Below are 24,911 nucleotides of genomic sequence, written 5' to 3'. Positions count from 1 at the left end.
GAGTGCTCCGACCGGGGCTGGGGTGTGTGCGTCACGAGCCCAGGACCGCCGCGCAGAGCAGGAGTCCCGCCAGAACGATCTCGACGACGAAATAGAACCACACGGGGTAGAAGCGGGTCGGCCGGTCGGTGAAAGCGGCCACGATCCGGCCGAACGCCATCCCCAGCAGAGCGACGGCCACCGTCACCGCGGCGACGGATCGGATGCCGTAGGAGTCGAAGGCCGCGAAGACGAGCAGGCCCGCCACCGCGACACCGAAGCCGCCGTAGACCGCGCGCACCTCGGCGCGGGCCGACGCCGAATCTGCGGTCAGACCGAACGGTGCGATCAGTCGGGCGGGCAGGGCGAGCCCGTAGACGCCCATGCCCGCGAAGAACAGCGCCACCACGATGATCAGAAACTCCGCCATCTCAGCCTCTCGTTTCCCCGGGACACGTCCCTGTCGACGGTAGCCGGAACCGAGACGGACCCTCGCGTCTCCGACGGCCTGTCGTAGGTCCTACCCTTGATGTATGGCTACACCCCAGCTCGCGGCGTCCGACCCGGATTCGAAACCCCCGAATCGTGCCGATTCGACCGCCCTGTTCGTCGTCGGCGGTCTCATCGCCGGCCTGGTAGCGGCAATCGTCGTCGGACTCTCCGCTGCTCAGGCGCTCGTGCTGCTGGGAATTCCGGACCCCGGACCGATCACCACCTACGGATTGCCCGCCATGCGGGCCGTGTCGGAGATCGCTGCCGTCATCACCATCGGCTCGTTGCTGCTCGCCGCGTTCTTCGTGCCACCGCAGAAATCCGGAGTCCTCGACGTGGACGGCTACCGCGCCGTCCGCACCGCGTCGTACGCCGCGATCGTGTGGGCGGCGACCGCCCTCGTCCTCGTCCCGTTGACGCTGTCCGACACGTCCGGGCAACCCTTCGCAGAAGCGGTCAAGCCGGCCAACATCGTCAATTCGATCGATCAGGTCGAACTCGCCGGCGCCTGGCGCTGGACCGCGATCATCGCCATCGTCCTCGCGATCGCCTCCCGGCTCGTGCTGCGCTGGTGGTGGACGCCGATCCTGCTGGTCGTCGGCATCCTCGGACTGATGCCGCTCGCGTTGACCGGGCACTCGTCCTCGGGTGGTTCGCACGACATGGCGACGAACAGCCTGATCCTGCACCTCGTGGCGGCCTCGCTGTGGGCGGGCGGCCTGTTCGCTCTCCTCGCCCACGCGCGTCGGCGCGGCGCCTACACCGACGTCGCCGCGCGCAGGTTGTCCGCGGTCGCGACCGTCTGCTTCGTCGTCATGGCGGTCAGCGGTGTGGTGAACGCGCTCGTCCGCGTCCAGATCGGCGACCTGATCGACACCACGTACGGGCGCCTGGTGGTCGCGAAGATCGTGGCCCTCGTCGTCCTCGGTGTGTTCGGGTGGGCGCAGCGTCGCCGGGCGCTGCCCGCACTGCAGAAGGATCCGACGAAACGCGGCAACCTGATCCGCTTCGCCGGTGCGGAGGTCATGGTCTTCGCCGCGACGATCGGTCTCGCCGTCGGACTCGGCCGCACGCCCCCGCCGCCCCCGACCGCGGCGCCCACCCTCACGGAGGTGGAACTCGGCTACAACCTGGCGGGGCCGCCCACGTTCGCCCGCCTGATGCTGGACTGGCGATTCGACCTCCTCTACGGCACCGCCGCGATCGTGCTGGCCGTCGTGTACGCGCTCGGGCTGCGCAAACTTCGGCGGCGCGGCGACAGCTGGCCCGTCGGCCGGACCGTCGCCTGGATGTGCGGGTGCGTGGTGCTGCTGATCGCCACGTCGTCGGGTGTCGGTCGCTACTCGCCGGCCGTGTTCAGCGTGCACATGGGCGCTCACATGGCGCTGTCCATGCTGGCGCCGGTTCTCCTGGTGCTCGGTGCCCCGATCACGCTCGCCCTGCGCGCCCTCGATCCCGCGGGCAAGAATGGTGTGCCGGGACTGCGCGAATGGATCCTGACCGCGCTGCACAGCCCGTTCTCCCGGTTCATCACGCACCCCGTCGTCGCGGCGGTGCTGTTCGTGGGCGGTTTCTACGCCCTGTACCTCGGCGGGATCTTCGAGGCCGCCGTCGACTCCCACTCCGCGCACGTCCTGATGAACCTGCACTTCCTGCTGAGCGGCTACCTCTTCTACTGGGTCGCGATCGGCATCGACCCCTCGCCGCGCAAGCTGCAACCGGTGACGAAGCTCGCGATGGTGTTCGGCTCCCTGCCGTTCCACGCCTTCTTCGGCGTCGCGCTGATGAGCATGGGCGCCGTGATGGGCGAGTGGTACTACCGATCGCTCGGACTCGGCTGGAACGCCGACCTGGTGGGTGACCAGCAACTGGGCGGCAGCATCGCCTGGGCCACCGGTGAGATCCCGCTGGTGCTGGTGATGATGGCGCTGCTCATCCAGTGGTCCCGCAGCGACGGCCGCACGGCGCGGCGGGTCGACCGGGCCGCGGACCGGGACGACGACGCGGATCTGGCAGCGCACAACGCGATGTTCGCGGAGTTGGCGCGACGGGACCGCGAAGCCGGGCGCTGACCGTTAGCACGCCGCCCCGACACGTTCGGGGCTCCCGGGGCCGTTTTCGCGGTTCCATTCACAACCGCTCGATTACTCCACAGATGTCCGCTGCAGGCCGAAAACGGCGCCGCCGGACGGCACGCTGTGAGTGAAGGCACCTTGCCGCACTCACAGGGGGTAGACGTCATGTACGAAACACACGGCACCGTCGTCGGAACGGTCATCACCAGCCCGGTCACCCGGTCGAACGCCGCCGGTGACGAGTTCCTCAGTTTCCGGATGGCGAGCACGGTCCGGCGCCGCGACCACGCGACGGGGGAGTGGCGTGACGGGAGCACGCTCTACCTCACGGTGACCTGCAGGCGACGGCTGATGGCCGGCGTCGTCGCCTCGATCACGAAGGGCGATCCCGTTCTCGTGACGGGCGAGTTGCGCACCAGCGAATACACCACCCGGGACGGCATCGCCCGCTCCGACCTGGAGTTGAGCGCCACCGCGATCGGACCGGATCTGGCCCGGTGCACGGTCGTGCTCGAGCGCGCGCCGAGAACGACCGACGGCGGTGCGGGGAACCCGGCGACCGAAGAGGTGGCCACCCGGTCCCTCGTCGCGTAGCGCACCTGCGGGTATCGGCGCCGACCTCGCGTTCCCGGCGCCGGTGCCCACGGCATCTTCCCGGGAAGCCCCGATCACGTCCCCGACCCTCCGCGATGTGGGTTCGTCGCGCGTCACCATTAGGCTGGCCCCATGGCTGAGTTCATTTACACGATGAAGAAGGTGCGCAAGGCGCACGGTGACAAGGTCATCCTCGATGACGTCACGATGAGCTTCTACCCCGGCGCCAAGATCGGTGTGGTCGGCCCGAACGGCGCGGGTAAGTCCAGCATCCTCAAGATCATGGCGGGGCTGGATCAGCCGGGCAACGGTGAAGCGTTCATCGCTCCGGGTGCCACCGTCGGGATCCTCATGCAGGAACCGCACCTGGACGAGACGAAGACCGTTCGCGAGAACGTCGAAGAGGGCATGGGTGAAACCATGGTCCAGCTCAAGCGGTACAACGAGATCGCCGAGCTGATGGCCACCGACTACTCCGACGAGCTGATGGAGGAGATGGGCGAGCTCCAGGAGAAGCTCGACCATGCCGACGCGTGGGAGATCGATTCCCAGCTCGAGCAGGCGATGGACGCTCTGCGCTGTCCGCCGCCGGAGGACATGGTCACGCACCTCTCCGGTGGTGAGAAGCGCCGCGTCGCCCTCTGCAAGCTGCTGCTCAGCAAGCCCGACCTGCTGCTGCTCGACGAGCCGACCAACCACCTCGACGCGGAGAGCGTCCTATGGCTGGAGCAGCACCTCGCCGCCTACCCGGGTGCGATCCTGGCCGTCACCCACGACCGGTACTTCCTCGACCACGTCGCCCAGTGGATCTGTGAGGTCGACCGCGGCCGCCTGTACCCGTACGAAGGCAACTACTCCACCTACCTGGAGCAGAAGGCCGCCCGGCTCGAGGTCCAGGGCAAGAAGGACCAGAAGCTGCAGAAGCGTCTCAAGGAGGAGCTGGCCTGGGTCCGGTCGGGCGCGAAGGCCCGACAGGCGAAGAACAAGGCCCGCCTCGACCGCTACGAGGAAATGGCCAACGAGGCCGAGAAGACCCGCAAGCTCGACTTCGACGAGATCCAGATCCCCGCGCCGCCGCGCCTCGGTGACGTCGTGGTGGAGGTGTCGAACCTCGACAAGGGCTTCGACGGCCGGGTCCTGATCAAGGACCTGTCGTTCACCCTGCCGCGGAACGGCATCGTCGGCGTGATCGGACCCAACGGTGTCGGTAAGACGACGCTGTTCAAGACCGTCGTCGGGCTCGAGGAGCCGGACGCGGGCGAGGTGAAGATCGGTCAGACCGTCAAGCTCAGCTACGTCGACCAGAACCGCACGGGCATCGATCCCGACAAGACGGTGTGGGAGGTCGTCTCCGACGGTCTCGATCACATCGTGGTCGGCCAGACGGAGATGCCCTCGCGCGCCTACATCAGCTCGTTCGGGTTCAAGGGCCACGATCAGCAGAAGCCGGCGGGCGTCCTGTCCGGTGGTGAGCGCAACCGCCTGAACCTCGCGATGACGCTCAAGCAGGGCGGAAACCTGATCCTGCTCGACGAACCGACCAACGACCTCGACGTCGAAACCCTCGGTTCGCTGGAGAACGCGCTCGAACAGTTCCCCGGCTGCGCCGTCGTGATCTCCCACGACCGCTGGTTCCTCGACCGCACCTGCACGCACATCCTCGCGTGGGAGGGCGGCTTCGGCGACAACGAGGCGGCCTGGTACTGGTACGAGGGCAACTTCGAGGGCTACGAGGCCAACAAGGTCGAGCGGCTCGGACCGGATGCTGCCCGTCCGCACCGCGTGACGCACCGCAAGCTGACGAGGGACTGACCTGGTGGGGCAGCAGGCCTTCACGTACGAGATCCAGGTCCGGTGGGGTGACTCCGACCGCCTGGGTCACGTCAACAACACCCGCTTCATGGAGTACATGCAGGAAGCGCGGATCGCGTTCCTGACCACCGAGTTGCGCGCCGCCGGCGCGCAGCCCGGTGCGATGGTGGTGCGCAAGATGGACGTGGAATTCCTGCGTCCCGTCACCGACGCCTCCGGTCCGCTGACGATCGACGTGTCGGTGCTCCATGTCGGCAATTCGTCGTACACGATCCGGCACGTCGTCACGAGCCGCGACGGCGTCCACTGTGCGACGGGCGACGCCCTGCTGGTGGCGTTCGACGTGAAGACCGAACGGTCGCGTCCGCTGTCCGAGGCGGAACGCGACGGGCTCGAGAAGTACCTCGCGCCGGTGACCACCGGCTGACGGATCCGGCACGGCGGGGTGCCCGAAGTTCACCCTCTGTTCCCATCGCCGCGGGCTAGTCTCGAGAGAGTTGCCCGCGGCGATCGGAACGAAGAGGAAGTGAGCCCCGATGACGGAATCGGCAGCACTGAAAGATGCGGAGTGGGCGCGGAATCTGCCCGAAGGTCTCCGGTCTCAGGTGCCGACTCTCGCAGCCGTGTACTTCCGGCACGTCGATCGCGGTGACAGCGAGAGCGCCGTCAACGGCGCCTCCGACGCCGTGCTCGGCGCGCACCTGACACTGGCCCTGCATCGGCCTCCGGAGCGCGCGATCACCCGGGTCTACCGGCCGGGCGACGGGCGCGAACTCGGTGCGTCGCTGCAGATCGTCACGGACGACATGCCGCTGCTCGTCGAATCGATCACCGCGCTGCTGAACCGTCTCGGCATCGGGATCAGCGAATTCGTGCACCCGATCGTCTCGGTGCGGCGTGATCCGATCGGCGCACTGCGCGGAATCCTCGTGGGCGACAAGGCCAAGGATGCCGGCGAGGACGGTGTGTCCGAGTCGTGGATCCACGTCCAACTCGATCCGCGTGCCGACTCCGCGGTTCTCGACACGCTCGAGAAGGAGGTCGGCACCGTCCTCGCCGACGTGCGCCAGGTGGTCCGGGACACCGACATCATGCGCAAGCTCGAGCGGACGCTGGCCGACGAACTGGAGGCCTCCGCGACCTGTCCAGGTGTGTCGAAGAACGACCTGGAGGACTGCGCCGATCTGCTGCGGTGGATGTCGCAGGGCAATTACGCGGCGCTCGGGTACCGGCGATTCGAACTGGGGGAGCCGGACGCTTCCGGCACCCGGAGCCTGCAGGTGGTGCCGGGCAGCGGTCTCGGGCTGCTGCGCTCCGACACGGTCACCGAGGGCCCGCTGAGTCTGCCGCCTGCCGCCGAGATCCCCGACCGCCCCCTGCTCGTGCTCACGCAGGGCTCGTTCCCCGCGACCGTGCACCGCTCGGTCTACCCGTTCTTCGTCGGTGTGAGCATCCTCGACGCGAACGGCAACATCACCGGTGAGCACCGCTTCCTCGGCGTCTTCACCGTCACGGCCCTGCACGAGAACGTCCTCGACATTCCCGTGATCGCCCGCCGGGTGCGCAAGGTGATCGACCGGGCCGGGTTCCAGTTGAACTCGTATTCGGGGCAGGCGATGCTGGAGGTCATCCAGTCGTTCCCGCGCACCGAACTGTTCTCCAGCGACGCGGACACCCTGTTCGACACGGTGACCGCCGTGCACAGCATCGGGCTCAGGCGCCAGGTGCGCCTGTTCGTGCGTGAGGACTTTCTCGGACGGTTCGTTTCCTGCCTGATCTACCTGCCCCGGGATCGGTACACCACCCGGGTCCGGCTCGCCATGCAGGACATCCTGTTGCGGGAATTCGGCGGCGGCACTTTGGAATACACCGCACGTGTCACGGAGTCCGATCTGGCGTTGCTGCACGTGACGATTCGCAAGAACACCGAACAGATGGGGTCGCGGCTCGACCTGTCGGACGCCGACCGTGAACGGGTCCAGGCGATGCTGGCCGAGGCGAGCCGCAGCTGGGACGACCACCTCGGGGACCTCCTGCCGGTCACCGCCGGTGTGGATCCCATTCTGGCGCAGCGGTATGCGGACGTGCTGCCCGAGGGATACAAGGAGGATTTCGACGCCACCCGCGCGTTGTCGGACCTCGCGAGGCTCGAGGCGCTCGAAGGCGGCTCCATCGACCTGCTGCTGTACCGCGACCGCGGGGCGGAGGTCGGGCACTGGCGGTTCACCCTCTACGTGGGCGGCGACGGTATTTCGCTGAGCCAGGTGCTCCCGGTGCTGCAGAGCCTGGGTGTGGAGGTGCTCGACGAACGGCCCTACCAGATTCCGCGGCCCGACGGGTTGACGTGCTGGATCTACGATTTCGGGCTGTCGGTGCCCGCGGAGTTGCTGCGCTCCTCGGTGGAGGACGACCTCGATGCCGAACTCGCCGCCGAGGAGGCATCCGCGGCCGAACCGAAGCTTCAGGAACGGTTCACGGACGCGTTCACCGCGGTCTGGTTCGGGCGGGCGGAGGCCGACCGCTTCAACGAACTGATCCTGCGCGCGGGAGTGTCGTGGCGGCAGGCCGTGATCCTGCGTGCGTACGCAAAGTATCTGCGCCAGGCGGGTTTTCCCTACAGCCAGTTCCACATCGAGGGGGTTGCGCTGGCCAATCCCCGGTCGGCGTACACGCTCGTCGAATTGTTCGAGGCGATGTTCGACCCGGAAACGCCCTCACCCGACCTGGTGGCCGAACTCGACACCCGTCTGCGGGAGTACATCGACTCCGTGGTCAGCCTCGACGCGGACCGCATCCTGCGCGGTCTGTTCGGGCTGATCAAGTCGACGCTGCGCACCAACTACTTCGTCAGCGGCGAGACAGGGGAGCCGCCGGCTCATCTGTCGATCAAGCTCGATCCGACCTCGATCCAGGAACTGCCGAAGCCCCGGCCGAAGTACGAGATCTTCGTGTACTCACCCGACGTCGAGGGTGTGCACCTGCGGTTCGGGTCCGTCGCCCGTGGCGGATTGCGCTGGTCCGACCGGCGTGAGGACTTCCGCACCGAGATCCTGGGATTGGCGAAGGCGCAGGCCGTGAAGAACGCGGTGATCGTCCCGGTCGGGGCGAAGGGCGGTTTCGTCGTCAAGAATCCGCCCACGCCGTCGGGGGACGCGGCGGCCGACCGTGCCGCCGCGCTCGAGGCGGGCCAGGACTGCTACCGCACGTTCATCTCCGGACTCCTGGATCTCACCGACAACGTCGATCAGGTGTCGGGCGAGATCGTGCCTCCCACCCGGGTGGTGCGGCGGGACGGCGACGACCGGTACCTCGTCGTGGCCGCGGACAAGGGCACCGCGAAATTCTCCGACCTCGCCAATTCGGTTGCCGAGCAGTACAACTTCTGGCTCGGCGACGCGTTCGCGTCCGGTGGGTCGGCCGGCTACGACCACAAGGGGATGGGCATCACCGCCCGCGGCGCCTGGGAGAGCGTGAAACGGCACTTCCGGGAGATGGGGATAAACACCCAGACGGAGGACTTCACGACGGTCGGTGTCGGCGACATGAGCGGCGACGTGTTCGGGAACGGCATGCTCCTGAGCAGGCACATCCGGCTGGTGGCGGCGTTCGACCACCGGCACGTCTTCCTCGACCCCGATCCCGACGCCGCGACGTCGTTCGATGAGCGGTCCCGGATGTTCGCGCTGCCCCGGTCGTCGTGGGCCGACTACGACACCAGCCTCATCAGCGAGGGCGGCGGAGTGTGGGACCGGACCCGCAAATCGGTCCCGATCAGTGCGGCCGCGCGCGCCGCCCTCGGACTCGACGACACCGTCACCGAGCTCTCCCCACCGGAACTGGTCCGGGCGATCCTGTGTGCCCCGGTGGATCTGCTGTGGAACGGCGGCATCGGCACGTACGTCAAGGCGTCCACCGAGACCAACGCGATGGTGGGCGACAAGAGCAACGACTCCGTGCGCGTCGACGGCAACGAGGTGCGGGCCAGGGTGGTCGGTGAGGGCGGCAACCTGGGGGTGACGGCGCTCGGCCGTATCGAGTACAGCCAGAACGGCGGCCGGATCAACACCGACGCGATCGACAACTCCGCGGGCGTCGACTGTTCCGATCACGAGGTGAACATCAAGATCCTGCTGGACTCGCTGGTGAGCAGCGGCGGTCTGCCGCGGGAGGACCGCAACCCGCTGCTGGCGTCGATGACCGACGAGGTGGCCCACCTCGTTCTCGCGAACAACATCGCCCAGAACAACCTCCTCGGTGTCTCCCGGACGAGCGCGGTCCCGATGCTGAGCGTGCACCGCCGCCAGATCGAGCACCTTGCGTCCCGCCGCGGCCTCGACCGGAAACTCGAGGCCCTGCCCACCGAGGAGGAGATCGCCCGTCGCAGGCAGGCCGGGCAGGGGCTGACGTCCCCGGAACTCGCGACCCTCACCGCGCACGTGAAGCTGGCGCTCAAGGACGATCTCCTCGCGACGGACCTGCCCGACAGCGAGACGTTTGCGCCGCGCCTGCCGCGGTACTTCCCGACGGTGCTGCGCAAGCGGTTCCGGACGGCGATCAAGGCGCATCCCCTGCGCAGGCAAATCGTGGCGACGATGCTCGCGAACGAGACCATCGACAACGGCGGGATCACCTTCGCGTACCGACTGGCGGACGAGGCGGGCGCGAGCAGCACCGACGCCATCCGCGCGTATGCGGCGGTCACCGAGATCTTTGCACTGCCCGACCTGTGGTCGCGGATCCGGTCGGCGAACATCGCCGCGGACATCGAGGACGACCTGATCCTCGAATCGGGCCGGGTTCTCGACCGGGCGTCGCGCTGGTTACTGACCAATCGGCCTCAGCCTCTCGCGGTGGGCGCCGAGATCGCCCGCTACTCGGCCGACTTCCGGGCCCTCTCGCCGAAGGTCCCGCAGCTCGTGCGGGGGCATCAGCTCACCGACGTGGAGCTGCGGGCGCGGCCGCTGGTCGTCCGCGGAGCGCCCGAAGATCTGGCGTTCGAGGTGTTCCGGCTTCTGGACAAGTTCTGTCTGCTCGACATCATCGACATCGCCGACATCGCCGAGCGCGATATCGACGAGGTTGCCGAGCTGTACTACGAACTCGACGCGCACCTCGGCGTCGACTGGCTGCTCAGCGCGGTGTCCACCCTCGCGCGCGGCGATCGCTGGCATTCGCTGGCCCGCCTCGCGTTGCGCGACGATCTCTACAGTTCGCTGCGCCAGCTCACGATGGAAGTGCTCCTCGGTGGCGAACCTCACGAGACCCCGCAGGAGAAGATCGACGACTGGGAGTCGACGAACGCGTCCCGGCTGGCCAGGGCGAGGTCCGCTCTCACCGAGATTTTCGAGTCTGGGACCCTTGACCTCGCGACGCTCTCGGTGGCGGCGCGTCAGGTACGCAGCATGGTGCGCGGTATGGGCACCCGATCGGAGGTATGACGTTGAGCGAGGGCTTTCACGCGGAGGTCGAAGTTCGATGGTCGGACATGGACGTCTTCCAGCACATCAACCACGCTCGGATGGTGACGCTGCTGGAGGAGGCGCGGATTCCCTGGCTGTTCGAGGACGACCGGCCCACGGTCACGTTGCGTGACGGCGCGGTCATCGCCGACCTGCACGTGCGTTACCGCGGACAGCTTCGGCACAGCGATTCACCGTTGGACGTGCTGATGTGGGTCGAGAAGGTTCGCGCCGTCGATTTCACGATCAACTACGAGGTCCGGCCGAAGGGCGTCGACGTCTCGGTCGCGCCGTCCATCATCGCGTCGACGCAGATCGCGGCGTTCGACATCGACACTCAGCGGCTCCGCAGGATCACGGACGTCGAGCGCGGTTACCTGGAGAGCTGGCAGCGTGCATGAGCGCGTCCTGTCGATCCCGGACGCGACGGAGCGCGGCGATCTCGCCACCTTCCTCACCCGGGTGGTCCGGTTGGACGAGGCGACGGTGGTGCGTCTCCGCCAACGCGGGCCCGGCCGTCTGACGGCCTGGGCGGCAACCGGTTTCGACGCGCTGGCGGTGCGCACGATCGCGGGGAGGATCACCCCGGACGACACGTCGGCTGCCGGTGACCAACTGCTCGCCGCGCTCGAAGCGGCGACCGCAGCCGACATCGATCCGGGGTTCTCGATGGATTCGGCGTGGCGGGGCGCCCTGCCTCCGACGGAGGGTTTCGTCCACGTCGACGACGTTCCGGCGCGCGTCCTGGTCGACCTCGCGCAGCGCGGTGCGGCGCTGGCGCAGGAGCACGGCAGCAGCCACGGCCCGCCCGCGTCACTGCTCGACCAGGAGGTCCTGCGGGTGGAGGGCGCGGGGCAGACGGTCGGCATCCCGATGCGGGTGGTGTTCGCGCTCACCGCGATGGGATTCGTCCCGCACGCCGGCTCGGATCGGTTGACCGCCGACATCGACCTCGACCGCATCGACGCCTCGGAACTGGTCCGGGTGCGGGCCACCGCCTCGTGGCTGCGGGTGGACGCCCGGTTCGGGTCGATCTACCGGCACCGCGGTGGGGGGATTCCGCTGTCGGTGGCCCGGTAGGCCGGGCGCACACCGCAGCTGGGTGAGTCCGGGTCAGATGAGCCACGCAGCCGCGTTCGGCGGAAGCTGCCCCTCGACGAGCGGCGCGCTGCTGAGCAGCACCTCGCCGGGCGGCAGCGAGATCGGCGCCTCGGTGGCGTTCAGGGCGCAGATCAGACCACCGCGCCTGCGAAAGGCGAAGCAGCCCTCGGGGCTGCCGTACCAGTCGACTCCGGGACCGGAGAACTCCGGACGGAACGAGCGCAGTTCGAGTGCCGCCCGGTACAGCGAGAGCGTCGACGTGACGTCCTCGAGCTGCGCCTCGACGGTCAGGCCGGCCCACTCGGCAGGCATCGGCAGCCAGGGCTCGCCCGTGCTGAACCCGAACGGCGGTTCGGTGCCCTCCCACGGAACGGGCACCCGGCATCCGTCGCGGCCGCGTTCGGTGTGACCGGACCGTTCCCACACCGGGTCCTGCAACGCCGAATCGGGCAGGACGACGTTGGGCAGGCCGAGCTCGGCGCCGTTGTACAGGAACGCCGCACCCGGCAGCGCCAGTTCGACGAGGATCATGGCCCGGGCGCGTGCGGTGCCGATCTCGCCGCCGCCGTACCGGGTGACCTCCCGTTCGACGTCGTGGTTCGACAGGGTCCAGGTGGGGGTTCCGCCGACCTGGTCGACGGCGGTCAGGGAGTTCTCGATCGCCTCCCGGACCGTCTCCGCCGAGAACTCGGCCTCCGCCAGCCGGAAGTTGAACCCGAGGTGCAGTTCGTCGGGCCGGATGTACTCGCCGAAGCGTTCGTTGTCGCGGACCCAGATCTCCCCGACGGCCACCGTGCCCGGGTACTCGTCGAGGACCTTGCGGATGCCGCGGTGGATGTCGTGGACGGCGGGGTTGTCGAACCGCGGGTCGTCGTCCGCGTTGTGCAGCAGTTCGTTGGCGGACCAGTCGTGATCCGGCAGACCTTCCGGCTTCGCCATGCCGTGCGCGACGTCGATGCGGAATCCGTCGACACCGCGGTCGAGCCAGAACCGGAGCGTCTTCGTGAGATCCTCGACGACCTCCGGGTTGTCCCAGTTCAGGTCGGGCTGTTCCGCCGCGAAGATGTGCAGATACCACTGGCCGGGCGTGCCGTCGGCCTCGGTGATCCGGGTCCACGCCGGTCCGCCGAAGATGCTCGGCCAGTTGTTCGGCGGCTCCGCGCCGTCCTCGCCGCGGCCGTCGCGGAAGATGTACCGGTTCCGTTCCGGGCTGCCCGGCGGCGACGCCACGGCGGCGCGGAACCACGCGTGCTCGACGCTGGTGTGATTGGGCACCAGGTCCATCGTCACCTTGATCTGGCGCGCGTGCGCCGCCTCGATCAGGTCGTCCATGACCTCGAGGTCGCCGAACAAGGGGTCGATGTCGCGGGGATCGGACACGTCGTAGCCGTGATCGGCCATCGGGGAACGCATGACCGGGCTCAGCCAGAGGGCGTCGACGCCGAGCAGTTCGAGGTAGCCGAGTTTGTCCCGCACTCCCTGGAGATCGCCGACACCGTCACCGTTCGCGTCGGCGAACGAGCGGGGATAGATCTGGTAGAAGACGGCGTCGGACCACCAGGGTGCCGGCTGTGTGTCGTCGGCGGATGTTTCGGCGGGAGTGCTCACAATCGCCCATCGTGCCAAACGATCGTCCCCGCCACGACTCGACCGGCGTAATCGGCGCGCGTCGGCTTCAGAAGGCGGAGTTCACCATCGACGCCGCGGCCATGTCCATGTACTCCCGGAGAGCCTTGCGATGCGCGTCGTCGAGGGTCCCGGAATCGATCGATGCGATCGCCGTGTGCATGCACCGCAGCCACGCGTCGCGCTCGATCGGACCGATCTTGAACGGGTGGTGACGCATCCGCAGTCGCGGATGGCCGCGCTCGTCCGAATAGGTGTGCGGTCCGCCCCAGTACTGCTCGAGGAACATCCGCATCCGGCGCTCGGCCGGACCCAGATCTTCCTCGGGGTAGAGGGGCCGGACGATGTCGTCCTTGGCGACTTCCTCGTAGAAGCGCGCGGTGAGCTTGCGGAACGTCTCCGCTCCGCCCACCGCCTCATAGAAGGTCTGCTGCACGTCAGTCATGGCGTCTTCCATTGTGCACGTGCGGGCGGGAACCGTCTTCGTCACCGTCTGTTCACCGAATGTCCTGCATTTTTGTCGGAAATGGGCGTGCGCACGCAGGCAATTCATGGTGCACTTGGTGGCAATCTCCCGGAGGTCGCATGAAGAATCGACACAGCGCCCGCGCGCACCGACAACTCGTGCCCACTGATGCCCGGAGTGCCGGGGTTTCAGGGGCGTTTGCTTTACAAGTGATCACCGAAGGCTCCGCGCACAGCGCCGAGCCTTCTTTCCCGGGCGAGAATGCGGTTCCGCTCTGGATCAAGCGCCGGGTGCTTCTCCTGAACGTCACCTACGAGCCGCTCACCGCCCTTCCTGCCCGCCGTGCCGTGGTGTTGATGACCTGCGGTAAGGCCGACACCGTCCACGAGGATCCCCAGGCCCCGGTCGTCCACTCCGAGCAGTGGTCCGTTCAGGTGCCGTCCGTGATCCGCCTCCGCAACTACGTCCGCGTCCCATATCGCGCGCGCGTTCCGATGACCCGCGCGGCCCTCATGCACCGCGACCGGTTCCGCTGCGCCTACTGCGGGTCCAAGGCCGAGACGGTCGATCACGTGGTTCCGCGCAGTCGTGGCGGCGAGCATTCGTGGGAGAACTGCGTGGCCTGCTGCGCGCCCTGCAACCATCGCAAGGCCGACAAGTTGCTCAGCGAACTCGGCTGGACGCTCCGGGCCTCCCTGGTGCCGCCGTCGGGCCCCCATTGGCGACTGCTGGCGTCGACGAAGGACCTGCACCCGTCGTGGATGCCCTACCTCGGTGAAGGCGCCGCCTGAGCGTTCCGCGCGACCGCTCCGCGAAGTTCGGCCCTGACGCTTCCCTTCGCACGGTTCTGGGCTACCGTTTGCGTTGTGAGCATTCTCGAGACAGTGCTGATATTCGTAGGAATTCCGGCGTTGATCACCGCCTTCTTCGCGGCGATGTCGTTCGTCGGCAAGAAGACGCCGGGCCCCGTGCCGCCCGCGTTCCACCTCGGCGAGGAATGGACGCATGCGCCGGTGCTGTGGAGTGCCGTCGACGAGGTGACCACGCACGGTCATCACGGCGGGCACCACGGCGCGCACGCCGGTTCGGAAGACCTGATTGGAGGCTCGGCAAGTGGCAAGTGGTGACCTGATCCCCGCGACCGTATCCGCAGACAATCTGCCCGTCGGCAGCGTCGTGACCGCCAGCGGTCGCATCTCGGGCGTGCACCGCGTCGGTGAGCCCTTCACCGACGACCTGCCGTTCACGACGGACGAACTCGTCCGCCTCGACGATGCCCTCACCGACGGCACCCGCAAGACGAAGGTGCGCTTCAACGCGTACGTCGGCGACCTCGGTGAGAACACCGCGGCGGGCGCCGATGCGCTCTTCCCGACGACTCCCGAGGCGGAACGATCCGTCCTCATCGCGGTCTCGCCCAACCAGCGGACGGTCGAGATCCGCAGCGGCCGGGCCGTGGCCGACCGAGTCACCGACCGGGTCGCCCAGCTCGGGGCGACGGCAGCGGTGTCGTCGTTCGGCGACGGAGACCTCATCGACGGTCTCGTCAGCGCCATCCGCGTGATGAGCGCGGCGATCGCCTCGCCGTAGATCCGCACAGATCGGCGTCCGCACGGCCCGTCACCGTTCAGTCCTGCTGAACTGTGGCGGGCCGTCGGTGTCTCGGCGGCCGAGGGGGCTGAACCGTCCTCGACTTTCTGTCGGTGGTCGATGCGAACATATGTTCGTGTCCGATTCGCCGCGCCCGCGCATCTCGAGTGGCGCCGAGGCGACCATCCTGCACGCCGACCTCGACGCGTTCTACGCCTCGGTGGAGCAACGGGACGACCCCGCACTGCGGGGTCGTCCGGTGATCGTCGGCGGTGGTGTCGTGCTGGCCGCGAGCTACGAGGCGAAGGCGTACGGGGTGCGCACGGCCAGTAGCGGTGCGCAGGCGTTGCGCCTGTGTCCGCACGCCGTCGTGGTGCGCCCGCGGATGTCGGCGTACGCGGCGGCGAGCAAGGCCGTGTTCGAGGTCTTCGGGCACACGACACCGCTGGTCGAGGGTCTGTCGATCGACGAGGCGTTCCTCGACGTCGCGGGTCTGCGCAAGATCGCGGGCACACCGGTCGACATCGCGGCGCGACTGCGCCGCGACGTGCGCGAGCAGGTGGGTCTGCCGATCACCGTCGGCGTCGCGAGAACGAAGTTCCTCGCCAAGGTCGCCAGCGCGGTGGGCAAGCCCGACGGACTGCTGCACGTGCCGCCGGACCGCGAGATCGAATTCCTGCACCCGCTGCCGGTCGAACGGCTGTGGGGAGTCGGGGCGGTGACGTCGCGCAAGCTCCGCGACGCGGGGATTGCCACCGTCGGCCGGCTGGCCCACTATCCGGAAGAGTTGCTCGTGTCCATCGTCGGACCGGCTGCGGGCCACCACCTCCACGCGCTCGCCTGGGCGCGGGATCCCCGTCCCGTGCAGGTGGGACGCAGACGGAGATCCGTCGGCGCCCAGCACGCCCTGGGGCGCAGACCCACGTCGAGAGAGGACGTGGACGCGGCGCTGGTGACACTGGTCGACCGGGTGACGGGCCGGTTGCGTCGAGGCAAGCGGGTGGGGCGCACGGTGGTGCTGCGGCTGCGGTTCGACGACTTCACCCGGGCCACCCGGTCGCACACCCTGGCGCAGCCGTCGGCGCAGACGCAGACGATCCTCACCACGGCCCGGGGTCTGCTCGGCAACGCGATGCCGATGATCGAGAGCAAGGGCATCACCCTCGTCGGGGTCGCGGTGGCCAACCTCGAGGACGACTGCCCGCAGCAACTGGCGCTGCCGTTCGATCCGTACACGCGCAGCACGCTCGACACCACGCTCGACAGCCTCCGCGACCGGTTCGGCTCCTCGGCGGTCACCCGCGCGGTCCTGCTGGGCCGGGATCAGGGGGTGACCGTGCCGATCCTGCCGGACTAGGCCGGCAGGATCGGCCACCGATCAGCTCGCGTCGAACTTCCGGGCCGCGAGCGAACGGACGATTCCCGCGCGGCCCTCGACCACCAGGCGGCGCAGGGCCGGCGGACGGTCGCCGGCCAGGAACTCGTCGGCTGCCGCCACGGACGCCTCGCTGATCGACCACGACGGGTACAGGCCCACCACCACGGTCTGTGCGACTTCGCTCGAACGTCGCTCCCACACCGCGGGAATGTCCGCGAAGTAGCGGGCGACATACGGCTCGAGGATGTCGGACTGGCCGTGACCGGCAAACGCGCCGATGATCGAGCGGGCGGTGATGTTCGGCACCGAGTCGTCGCCGACCACCCGGTTCCAGGCGTATTCCTTCACCGCGGCCTGCGGGCGGACGGTGGCCGCGGCGGCGGCGTTGCGGGCCCCTGCCGCGGTCGGGTCGCGTTCGGCTTCGGCGTCGATGAACGGCGTCTCGATGCCGTCGGCGTCGATCTCACCGGCCCCGGCGAGTGCGGTGACGAGACGCCAGCGCAGATCCGTGTCGACGACGAGCCCCGGCAGCCCGACCGTTTCCGGTGCGGCGTCCAGCAGTTCCTGCAGGACCTCGGTGTGCCACGGCGACAGTTGCGCGCCCGCCAGCGCGTTGACGAACGCCAGCTGATGATCCGAACCGGCCTCGGCTTCCCGCGCCAGTTCGAGCAGGCGGTTCGCGAAATCGGGCCAGCCGTGTTCCTTGGACCACCCGGGTTCGGCGTAGCTGTGCAGCGCGGTCTGGGCCTGCATCAGCAGTCGCTGGACCACGCCGACCTCGGTTTCGGCGCCGATGCCGCGCTGCACGAGGGCAACGAAGTCCCGCGCCTTGAGTTCTGCCTGCCGCGTCATCTCCCACGCCGCCGACCACACCAGGGTGCGGGGGAGCGGCTCCTCGATGTCGCCGATCCGCTCGATGGCGGCGGCCAGCGAGTCGGGGTCGAGCCGCAGCGAGCAGTACGTGAGGTCGTCGTCGTTGACGAGGATCAGCTGACCGCGTTCGACACCGACGAGTTCGGTGACGTCGGTGTGTTCGGTGGCGTCGACGTCGAGTTCCACCCGCTTCGTGCGGACGAGCTTGCCGTCCCGGTCGTCGTACACGCCGACCGCGATGCGGTGCACCCGGTGCTCACCGGCACCCGGTGCGGCGCCGGACTGCAGAACGGCGAACCGGGTGAACTTGCCGTCCGCGTCGACGTCGAATTCGGGACGCAGGATATTGAGCCCGGTCGTCTTGAGCCACTGCGTGCCCCAGTCGGACAGGTCGCGGCCCGAGGACTTCTCGAGCGCGCCGAGGAGGTCGTCGAACGTGGCGTTGTCGAAGGCGTGGTCGCGGAAGTAGTCCCGCAGACCGGACAGGAAGGGGTCGAGCCCGACGTACGCGACGAGTTGCTTGAGGACGGACGCGCCCTTCGCGTACGTGATGCCGTCGAAGTTCACCTCGACGGCGGCGAGGTCCGGGATGTCGGCGGCGATGGGGTGGGTGGACGGCAGCTGATCCTGCCGGTACGCCCAGGACTTCTCGACGTTGGCGAACGTGGTCCAGGCATTGGTGTATTCGGTGGCCTCGCTCTGGCAGAGCACGGAGGCGAATGTCGCGAAGGACTCGTTGAGCCACAGGTCGTCCCACCAGCGCATGGTGACGAGGTCGCCGAACCACATGTGCGCCATCTCGTGCAGCACGGTCTCGGCGCGCCGTTCGTACGACGCCCGCGTCACCTTGGACCGGAATACGTAGTCCTCGAGGAACGTCACGGCGCCGGCGTTCTCCATTGCGCCCGCGTTGAATTCGGGGACGAACAGCTGGTCGTACTTCCCGAACGCGTAGGGGGTGCCGAAGTTGCGGTGGTAGAAGTCGAAGCCCTGCTTGGTTTCCGTGAACAGGCGCTCGGCGTCCATGTGCTGCCCGAGGGAGGCGCGGCAGTAGATCGCGAGGGGGATGTCGCCGTGCTCGTCGGAGTAGTTGTCGGTCCACTCCGCGTACGGGCCCGCGATCAGCGCGACGAGGTAGGTGCTCATCTTCGGTGTGGTGCGGAAGATGTGCCTGCCGGGTTCGGCCGCCACCGTCTCGACGGTCGCGGAGTTGGAGATCACCTTCCAGTCGGCGGGGGACGTGACGTGCACGTCGAATGTCGCCTTCAGGTCGGGCTGGTCGAAGCAGGCGAACATGCGCTTGGCGTCGGCCGTCTCGAACTGCGAGTACAGGTAGACGGCGTCGTCGGTCGGGTCCACGAAGCGGTGCAGACCTTCGCCGGTGTGCGAGTACGCGCAGTCCGCCTCGACCACCAGTTCGTTGCGTTGCGCGAGACCGGTGAGCGTGATGCCGGTGGACTCGTCGTAATCCGCGACGTCGACGGCGGAGCCGTTCAGCGTTGCCGAATGCACACGCGCAGCGACGATGTCGACGAACGTGGACGCGCCGGGGGTGGCCCCGAACGTGACGGTCGTCCGCGAGGAGAACGTCTCCACTCCGGGCTGACCTGTCCCGTCGGTGAGGTCGAGTTCGATCAGGTAGTTGTCGACGGTCAGCAGTCCGGCTCGTTCGGCTGCCTGTTCGCGGGTCAGGTTCGGTGGGGCCACAGAGGTCTCCTCGTGATCGGCGGCGGTGCTCGTACTCGATGCTGCCATCCCATCACGAGTGGGCCCGGGGCGTTAACCGGACAGGTCGGTCAACGGCACCGCGGGGTCGGCCAGCCGGTCGGGATCGACCGGGGCGGACGAGGACACCAGTTGCTTGATCTGATCGGTGGCGTCCCAGATGTTGACGTTCATGCCGGCGAGGACATGGTTGTCCGCGTCGAGCCAGAACGCGAGGAACTCCCGTCCGGGAAGGTTGCCGCGCACCACGACCCGCTCGTACCCGTCGGACGGCGCGTACCCGGTGTACTCCATGCCCAGGTCGAACTGGTCGGTGAAGAAGTACGGCAGCCGGGTGTATTCGGCCTCCTGGCCGAGCATGGTCGCGGCGGCGACCGCCGGCTGGTTGAGGGCGTTCGCCCAGTGCTCGACCCGGATCCGGGTGCCGAGTTGCGGATGCAGTTGCGCCGCGATGTCGCCGACCGCGACGACGTCGGGGTCACTGGTCTGCAATCCGGCGTCGACGAGAACTCCGCCGTCGACGTCGAGCCCGGCCCGTTCCGCGATCTCGACATTGGGCGCGGCGCCGACGGCGACGAGGACCGCGTCGGCGGGCAGGACCGTCCCGTCGCCGAGTCGTACGCCGGTGGCCTTGCCGTCCTCGACGACGATCTGATCGACCGTGGCTCCGAGATGCAGCTGAACACCGTGCTCGCGGTGCAGTTCCGCGAACACCGTGCCCATCTCGGGGCCGAGCGAGCCGAGGAGCGGGAGTTCGGCGGCTTCCACGACCGTCACGTCGGCGCCCTTCTCCCGGGCGGAGGCTCCCACTTCGAGACCGATCCAGCCGGCGCCGATCACCACGAGCCGCCTGCCGTCGCCGACCGCGGCGATCAACCGGTCCGATTCGTCGACAGTGCGCAGGTAGTAAACGCCTTTGGCGTCGGAACCGGTGATCGGTGGGCGGCGTGAGCGCGAACCCGTGGCCAGCGCGAGCTTGTCGTACCCGAGCGTGGAACCGTCCGGCAGCGTCACCGTGTGGGCGCCGAGGTCGAGGGCGGTGGCGGTGGTGCCGTACCGCAGGTCCACGTGATGGTCGCGGTACCAGTCGCCGTGGTGGACGGTGAAGTCGCCGAGAGCCTTCTTTCCGGCGAAGTGTTCCTTCGAGAGCGGGGGCCGCTCGTAGGGGAGGTGTTCCTCTTCCGAGAGCAGAATGATCGATCCGTCGAAATCCTTGTCACGCAAAGCTTCTGCCGTTTTCGCTCCGGCGAGGCCACCGCCGACGACGACGAACGTGCGAGTGGAGGACATGTGAGGATGCTCCCTTCCGGTCGACCACTTCCGACCCTACTGCCGTCGGCGGGGTCTCCGGGAAGGATTCCCGGCAGCGAGGTGTTGACTGGACGGGAATGTGTACAACACCGAGAAGGAGCATCACGTGAGTGCTGGGACGAACACCGGGACCACCAAGGACGTCGCTGATTTCTGGTTCGACCCCCTCTGCCCGTGGTGCTGGATCACGTCGCGATGGATCCTCGAGGCCACACAGGTGCGGGACCTGGAGGCGAACTTCCACGTGATGAGCCTGGCCGTGCTCAACGAGGGCCGGGATCTGTCGGACGAATACCGCGAGCTGATGACCAAGGCCTGGGGGCCGGTGCGGGTGCTGATCGCGGCAGCACAGAAGCACGGCGACGAGATCCTGCTGCCCCTGTACACGGCGATGGGCACGCTCATCCACAACGAGGGCAACAAGGACCTGGGCGACGTGATCGTCAAGTCGCTCGCCGACGTGGGGCTGCCGTCCGAATTGGCCGACGCCGCCGAATCCGACGAGTACGACGCCGCGCTGCGGGAGAGCCACGCCGCGGGAATGGACGCCGTCGGACCGGACGTCGGAACCCCGACCATCCACGTCAACGGTGTCGCCTTCTTCGGCCCGGTGCTGTCGCGGATTCCGCGCGGGGAGGACGCGGGCAAGGTGTGGGACGGCGCGGTGGCGCTCGCCGGTTACCCGCACTTCTTCGAACTCAAGCGCACCCGCACCGAGGACCCTCAGTTCGACTGAGTCCCGTCCCGGTCACCGAGTGACGGGCCCGGCCGGATCGCCCGCGTACTGCAGTTGCAGCGGATCGCGGTAGATCTGGCCGGGTTTGACGAACAGGTGGCCGTGCCGGGTCCGGTTCCGCAGGGCGGCGGCGCGCCAGGTCAGCACCGGATGTCCCGACAGCAGATTCACGAACCACGGGAAGAACCCGCGTTCGGTGGTGGCCCGGTCGGCGAGTTCGTCGAATCCGACGACGCTCACCAGATACTTGCCCGCGCCGAGCACACCCATCGCGCCGCGGGCGCCTTGGGGCCGCACGCAGAAGCCGTGATTGTCGGCGGTGTATTCCATCGACCGGAACAGGGCGGACCCGACGACGGGAATGTAGTTGGCGGCGAACTGTCCCAGTTGCCGCCAGTACGAGGCATGGCCGGCGGCGATGTGCCCGACCTCGTGGCCGATGATGAAGGCGAGGGCGTCGGGCTCGCGGGCCTCGCCGCCGATCTCGAACAGATCGCTGTACACGACGACGAAGCGGCGGAAGCCGTGCCCGGACGCGAACGCGTTGATCCGGCCGTTCCCGAGGACGACGTACGCGTCGGGCGGCTCGGCCATCCCGAACCGTGCGGCCGCTTCCGCCACCATCCGGTAGCCGTCGGGGAACTGGGTGGGCGTCATCTTGATCCCGTTCACCTGCTGCGAGCCGTACAGCTGGCCGCGGCCGACGGCGATGAGGATCGGCGCGACCAGCACGATGAGCACCCAGGTGGACACCACCCCGAGGAACAGCGCCGCGATGGCCGCCACGTAGGCGACGACGGTGAGGACGACCGCGGCCACGAGCAGCGGGATCTCCCACGAGTGCCGGGCGGGCCTGTCGTTCGGCATCAGGCCCGGCAACGGGGCCGGGGGATTCCACCCCGTCCCACCGCCCCACTGTTGCTGCGCGGGGGCCTGCCGATGTCCCGGATACGCCTGTCCCCAGTTCTGTCCGTGGTCGGGATACATGCTGATCACGATAAGCGTCCCGGGGCCCCGGCACGATTCGCGAGGACGCCTGACAGAATCACCAGTCATGCGCGTATACCTGGGTGCCGACCATGCCGGATTCGAACGTAAGAACGAGATCATCGAACATCTGAAGGCCGCGGGCCACGAGACCGTCGACTGCGGCGCTCACGTCTACGACGCCCTCGACGACTACCCCGCCTTCTGCATCGAGACGGCCCGTCGTGTCGTCGCCGACGAGGGCAGCCTCGGCATCGTGCTGGGCGGCAGCGGCAACGGCGAGCAGATCGCGGCGAACAAGGTGAAGGGTGCGCGTTGCGCCCTCGCGTGGAGCGTCGAAACCGCGCAGCTGGCCCGCCAGCACAACAACGCCCAGCTGATCGGACTCGGCGGGCGCATGCACTCCCTCGAGGAGTCCCTTGCGATCGTGGACGCGTTCCTCGCCGCCGAGTGGTCGAACGAGGAGCGCCACCAGCGCCGTATCGACATCCTGTCCGAGTTCGAGAAGACCGGCGTCGCGCCGGCCCTGCCCGAGGCCTGATCGTCCTTGCCCGAAGGTCACACCCTGCACCGGCTGGCCCGGCTACATCAGCGCCGGTTCGCCGGTTCGCCGGTGCGGGTGCTGAGCCCGCAGGGCCGATTCTCCGAGGACGCGGCCCTCGTCGACGGCCGCGTCCTCGTCAAGTCCGAGGCCTGGGGTAAACACCTGTGGCATCACTACGAGTCCGGGCTGGTCGTGCACGTCCACCTGGGCCTGTACGGAGCGTTCACCGAAGCGGCCGTTCCCATGGAACCGCCGGTCGGGCAGGTCCGGATGCGGATGGTCGGCGCCGAATTCGGCACCGACCTGCGCGGACCGACGGCGTGTGAGGTTCTCCACCCGCCGCAGGTCGCCGCCATCGAGGCGCGACTCGGACCGGACCCGCTGCGCAAGGACGCCGACCCCGACAAGGCGTGGAACCGCATCTCGGCGTCGAAGACCCCGATCGGGGCGCTGCTCATGGATCAGGCCGTGATCGCGGGCGTCGGCAACGTGTACCGGGCGGAGGTCCTGTTCCGGCACGGCATCGACCCGGACCGGCCCGGCCGCGGACTGTCCCGCGACGAGTGGGACGCGCTGTGGGCCGACCTGGTCGCCCTCATGAAAGTCGGGGTGCGACGCGGCAAGATGCACGTCGTCCGCCCTGAGGACGATCACGGCGATCCGGCGTATGCGAAGGACCGTCCCCGGACGTACGTCTACCGGCGGGCGGGATCGCCGTGCCGGATCTGCGGCACCCCGGTGGCCCACTCGGTCATGAAGGGCCGCAACCTCTTCTGGTGCCCGAGCTGCCAGCCGTCCTGACGGCCGCGTCAGAAGTCGAAGCCGCCACCGAAGTCGAACCCGCCGCCGTCTCCGCCGCCACCGAAGTCGAATCCGCCGCCGTCGCCACCGGCGTCCCCGCCCATGTCGCCACCGGAGTCGCCGCCGTCGCCGCCGGCATCTGCGCCCGCGTCACCGCCGCCGTCCTGCGAGGCGTCGCCCGCGCCGCTCTCGAAGGCCTGCGCGTCGTACCCCACGCCGTCCATCCCGGAGAACATCGCCGAGAACAGGAACATCGAACCGAGGCCCCACGCGCCCGCGACGAGGGCGGGCTTCCACCACGGCTCCGAGTACCAGCCTGCGGGAACCGGGCGTCCCGCGACGCGACCGCCCGGGTAATAGTTCGGTGTCTTCGACGACGGGTTCGGTGACGCCGCGACCTGCCTGCCTTCGAACTCGACCTCACGGTCCTCGGTGACCGCGCCCGCGGACTTCTGCCCGTCGATCGACGGGATCTCGGGGCCGGGGTCCATGCCCATGGCCGTCCGGGCGGCACGGATGTAGTAGAGGCCTTCGAGTGCCGTCTGCTTGGCGAGGCGTGCCTGGACGGGGGTGGCGGCCTGATCGATCTGGGAGCCCGCCGCCGTGTAGCGCTCGGACGCGTCGGCCAGTGCCTGCTGGGAGGCGGTGTCGGAGCCGGTGAGGCTGTACACCTGTCCGCCGAGTCGTTCGATGGCCTGGCGGGCGTCCGCCTTGGCGTCCTCGAGCTGGTTCGCGGTCTGCCCGGCGCGGTTGTTGCGGCTCCTCACCACCAGGAAGGCGACCGCCGCCACGATCACGAGAATGAGTAGCAGTTCCACGGTGGGCCTCCGGAGTTCTCGCGGACCGCCGGCTGCGGGGGCTGCAACATCCACGAGTAGGGGACAAATCGGACATCTCCCAGAGTACTGATCGATATCGGGGTTACGCGCTCGGCGAACGGAGGAGAGGGGTGAGGCCGGGGTTCGCTCGATCGCCTGTGACGCATGTCATAGCGAATCGGATGTGCGCGACCGCCCGTGCGCAAGAAAAAGGAGCGTTCCCTCGGGGTGGGAACGCTCCTGCGTGGAGGGGATGACGGGAATCGAACCCGCGTAATCAGTTTGGAAGACTGAGGCTCTACCATTGAGCTACATCCCCGTGCATACGACAACCTGGGATCGCCATGCATGTCGTCTGCGATGAGTGACTGTACCCAACCTCGCTTTGGATTTCATAATCGGGGGGCCGTAGGATTCTTCCTCGGGTCCTCGCGAGGTTGGCGAGAGCCGGCTTCGACCGGGGTGTAGCGCAGCTTGGTAGCGCATCCGCTTTGGGAGCGGAGGGTCGCAGGTTCAAATCCTGTCACCCCGACCAGAACCACAG

21 protein-coding genes and 2 tRNA genes are annotated in these 24,911 nt (G+C 68.3%); 15 read left to right on the top strand and 8 right to left on the bottom strand.

Going from position 1 to position 24,911, the window contains the following annotated elements:
• Positions 1–31 precede the first annotated feature (31 nt).
• On the bottom strand, positions 32–409 hold the full coding sequence (locus tag P3H15_RS22145; RefSeq protein ID WP_276139216.1) for a DUF4345 family protein: 378 nt from the start codon (positions 407–409) through the stop codon (positions 32–34).
• A 103-nt stretch (positions 410–512) separates the two neighbouring features.
• Here P3H15_RS22145 and P3H15_RS22140 point away from each other — a divergent pair, with 103 nt between their 5' ends.
• From P3H15_RS22140 to P3H15_RS22110, 7 genes are all read left to right on the top strand, one after another.
• Positions 513–2,543 (top strand): cytochrome c oxidase assembly protein, encoded by a 2,031-nt coding sequence (locus P3H15_RS22140; protein WP_276139215.1) that lies wholly within the window; start codon positions 513–515, stop codon positions 2,541–2,543.
• A gap of 168 nt (positions 2,544–2,711) precedes the next feature.
• Entirely contained in the window at positions 2,712–3,140 is a 429-nt protein-coding gene (locus P3H15_RS22135; protein WP_276139214.1) for a single-stranded DNA-binding protein, read from the top strand.
• Between the two features lie 132 nt (positions 3,141–3,272).
• On the top strand, positions 3,273–4,952 hold the full coding sequence (gene ettA, locus P3H15_RS22130) for an energy-dependent translational throttle protein EttA (protein WP_072947065.1): 1,680 nt from the start codon (positions 3,273–3,275) through the stop codon (positions 4,950–4,952).
• Positions 4,953–4,956: 4 nt separating this feature from the next.
• Positions 4,957–5,379, top strand: coding sequence for a thioesterase family protein (locus P3H15_RS22125; RefSeq protein ID WP_072947066.1), 423 nt, complete (start codon positions 4,957–4,959; stop codon positions 5,377–5,379).
• Between the two features lie 109 nt (positions 5,380–5,488).
• Positions 5,489–10,390 carry an NAD-glutamate dehydrogenase gene (locus P3H15_RS22120; RefSeq protein WP_276139213.1) on the top strand — a complete coding sequence of 1,634 codons (4,902 nt, stop codon included), beginning with the start codon at positions 5,489–5,491 and terminating at the stop codon, positions 10,388–10,390.
• Positions 10,387–10,812: a thioesterase family protein gene (locus P3H15_RS22115; RefSeq protein ID WP_012688334.1), complete on the top strand. Its 426-nt coding sequence runs from the start codon at positions 10,387–10,389 to the stop codon at positions 10,810–10,812. Before P3H15_RS22120 ends, P3H15_RS22115 begins: the two co-directional genes overlap by 4 nt.
• Positions 10,805–11,491, top strand: coding sequence for a hypothetical protein (locus P3H15_RS22110; RefSeq protein WP_276139212.1), 687 nt, complete (start codon positions 10,805–10,807; stop codon positions 11,489–11,491). The genes P3H15_RS22115 and P3H15_RS22110 overlap by 8 nt, the downstream gene beginning before the upstream one ends.
• A 33-nt stretch (positions 11,492–11,524) precedes the next feature.
• Here the strand turns inward: P3H15_RS22110 and P3H15_RS22105 are convergent, their stop codons facing one another.
• Both P3H15_RS22105 and P3H15_RS22100 read right to left on the bottom strand, forming a co-directional pair.
• Complete coding sequence (locus tag P3H15_RS22105; protein ID WP_276139211.1) at positions 11,525–13,120, bottom strand: glycoside hydrolase family 13 protein; 1,596 nt, start codon at positions 13,118–13,120, stop codon at positions 11,525–11,527.
• Positions 13,121–13,187: 67 nt separating this feature from the next.
• Positions 13,188–13,583, bottom strand: coding sequence for a globin (locus P3H15_RS22100; protein WP_043824253.1), 396 nt, complete (start codon positions 13,581–13,583; stop codon positions 13,188–13,190).
• Between the two features lie 140 nt (positions 13,584–13,723).
• On the opposite strand from P3H15_RS22100, the gene P3H15_RS22095 reads away from it, so the two are divergent.
• From P3H15_RS22095 to dinB, 4 genes are all read left to right on the top strand, one after another.
• A complete protein-coding gene (locus P3H15_RS22095) occupies positions 13,724–14,395 on the top strand; it encodes an HNH endonuclease (protein WP_167372212.1) in 672 nt (223 codons plus the stop codon).
• Between the two features lie 75 nt (positions 14,396–14,470).
• Positions 14,471–14,731 (top strand): hypothetical protein, encoded by a 261-nt coding sequence (locus P3H15_RS22090; RefSeq protein WP_012688329.1) that lies wholly within the window; start codon positions 14,471–14,473, stop codon positions 14,729–14,731.
• Positions 14,718–15,194 (top strand): DUF5130 domain-containing protein, encoded by a 477-nt coding sequence (locus tag P3H15_RS22085; RefSeq protein ID WP_276139210.1) that lies wholly within the window; start codon positions 14,718–14,720, stop codon positions 15,192–15,194. The genes P3H15_RS22090 and P3H15_RS22085 overlap by 14 nt, the downstream gene beginning before the upstream one ends.
• Positions 15,195–15,324: 130 nt before the next feature.
• Positions 15,325–16,551 carry a DNA polymerase IV gene (dinB, locus tag P3H15_RS22080; RefSeq protein WP_276139209.1) on the top strand — a complete coding sequence of 409 codons (1,227 nt, stop codon included), beginning with the start codon at positions 15,325–15,327 and terminating at the stop codon, positions 16,549–16,551.
• A 21-nt stretch (positions 16,552–16,572) separates the two neighbouring features.
• Here dinB and pepN read toward each other — a convergent pair whose 3' ends face one another.
• Positions 16,573–19,152 (bottom strand): aminopeptidase N, encoded by a 2,580-nt coding sequence (pepN, locus tag P3H15_RS22075; RefSeq protein ID WP_276139208.1) that lies wholly within the window; start codon positions 19,150–19,152, stop codon positions 16,573–16,575.
• A 72-nt stretch (positions 19,153–19,224) separates the two neighbouring features.
• Positions 19,225–20,460: an NAD(P)/FAD-dependent oxidoreductase gene (locus P3H15_RS22070; RefSeq protein ID WP_276139207.1), complete on the bottom strand. Its 1,236-nt coding sequence runs from the start codon at positions 20,458–20,460 to the stop codon at positions 19,225–19,227.
• Between the two features lie 127 nt (positions 20,461–20,587).
• Between P3H15_RS22070 and P3H15_RS22065 the strand changes: the two genes are divergently transcribed.
• The gene (locus P3H15_RS22065; RefSeq protein WP_276139206.1) at positions 20,588–21,217 is read left to right on the top strand and encodes a DsbA family protein; all 630 of its coding nucleotides are present in this window, start codon (positions 20,588–20,590) and stop codon (positions 21,215–21,217) included.
• A gap of 12 nt (positions 21,218–21,229) precedes the next feature.
• Here P3H15_RS22065 and P3H15_RS22060 read toward each other — a convergent pair whose 3' ends face one another.
• Positions 21,230–22,213, bottom strand: a complete 984-nt coding sequence (locus P3H15_RS22060; protein WP_276139205.1) for a M48 family metallopeptidase — start codon at positions 22,211–22,213, stop codon at positions 21,230–21,232.
• Between the two features lie 58 nt (positions 22,214–22,271).
• On the opposite strand from P3H15_RS22060, the gene P3H15_RS22055 reads away from it, so the two are divergent.
• Together P3H15_RS22055 and P3H15_RS22050 are read left to right on the top strand one after the other, a co-directional pair.
• Positions 22,272–22,745 (top strand): ribose-5-phosphate isomerase, encoded by a 474-nt coding sequence (locus P3H15_RS22055; protein ID WP_005248193.1) that lies wholly within the window; start codon positions 22,272–22,274, stop codon positions 22,743–22,745.
• 6 nt (positions 22,746–22,751) lie between these two features.
• The gene (locus P3H15_RS22050; protein WP_276139204.1) at positions 22,752–23,549 is read left to right on the top strand and encodes an Fpg/Nei family DNA glycosylase; all 798 of its coding nucleotides are present in this window, start codon (positions 22,752–22,754) and stop codon (positions 23,547–23,549) included.
• Positions 23,550–23,557: 8 nt separating this feature from the next.
• Here P3H15_RS22050 and P3H15_RS22045 read toward each other — a convergent pair whose 3' ends face one another.
• Positions 23,558–24,367 carry a DUF1542 domain-containing protein gene (locus P3H15_RS22045; RefSeq protein WP_276139203.1) on the bottom strand — a complete coding sequence of 270 codons (810 nt, stop codon included), beginning with the start codon at positions 24,365–24,367 and terminating at the stop codon, positions 23,558–23,560.
• A 245-nt stretch (positions 24,368–24,612) separates the two neighbouring features.
• Positions 24,613–24,686: transfer RNA gene (locus tag P3H15_RS22040), tRNA-Gly, on the bottom strand.
• Positions 24,687–24,825: 139 nt separating this feature from the next.
• Here P3H15_RS22040 and P3H15_RS22035 point away from each other — a divergent pair.
• Positions 24,826–24,902, top strand: a tRNA-Pro gene (locus tag P3H15_RS22035).
• Positions 24,903–24,911 lie beyond the last annotated feature (9 nt).

Source organism: Rhodococcus sp. T2V (assembly GCF_029269925.1).
Taxonomy (GTDB): domain Bacteria; phylum Actinomycetota; class Actinomycetes; order Mycobacteriales; family Mycobacteriaceae; genus Rhodococcus_F; species Rhodococcus_F koreensis.
Note: the sequence above shows the minus strand (reverse complement) of the source record. Positions and strands in the feature narration are given on the sequence as shown.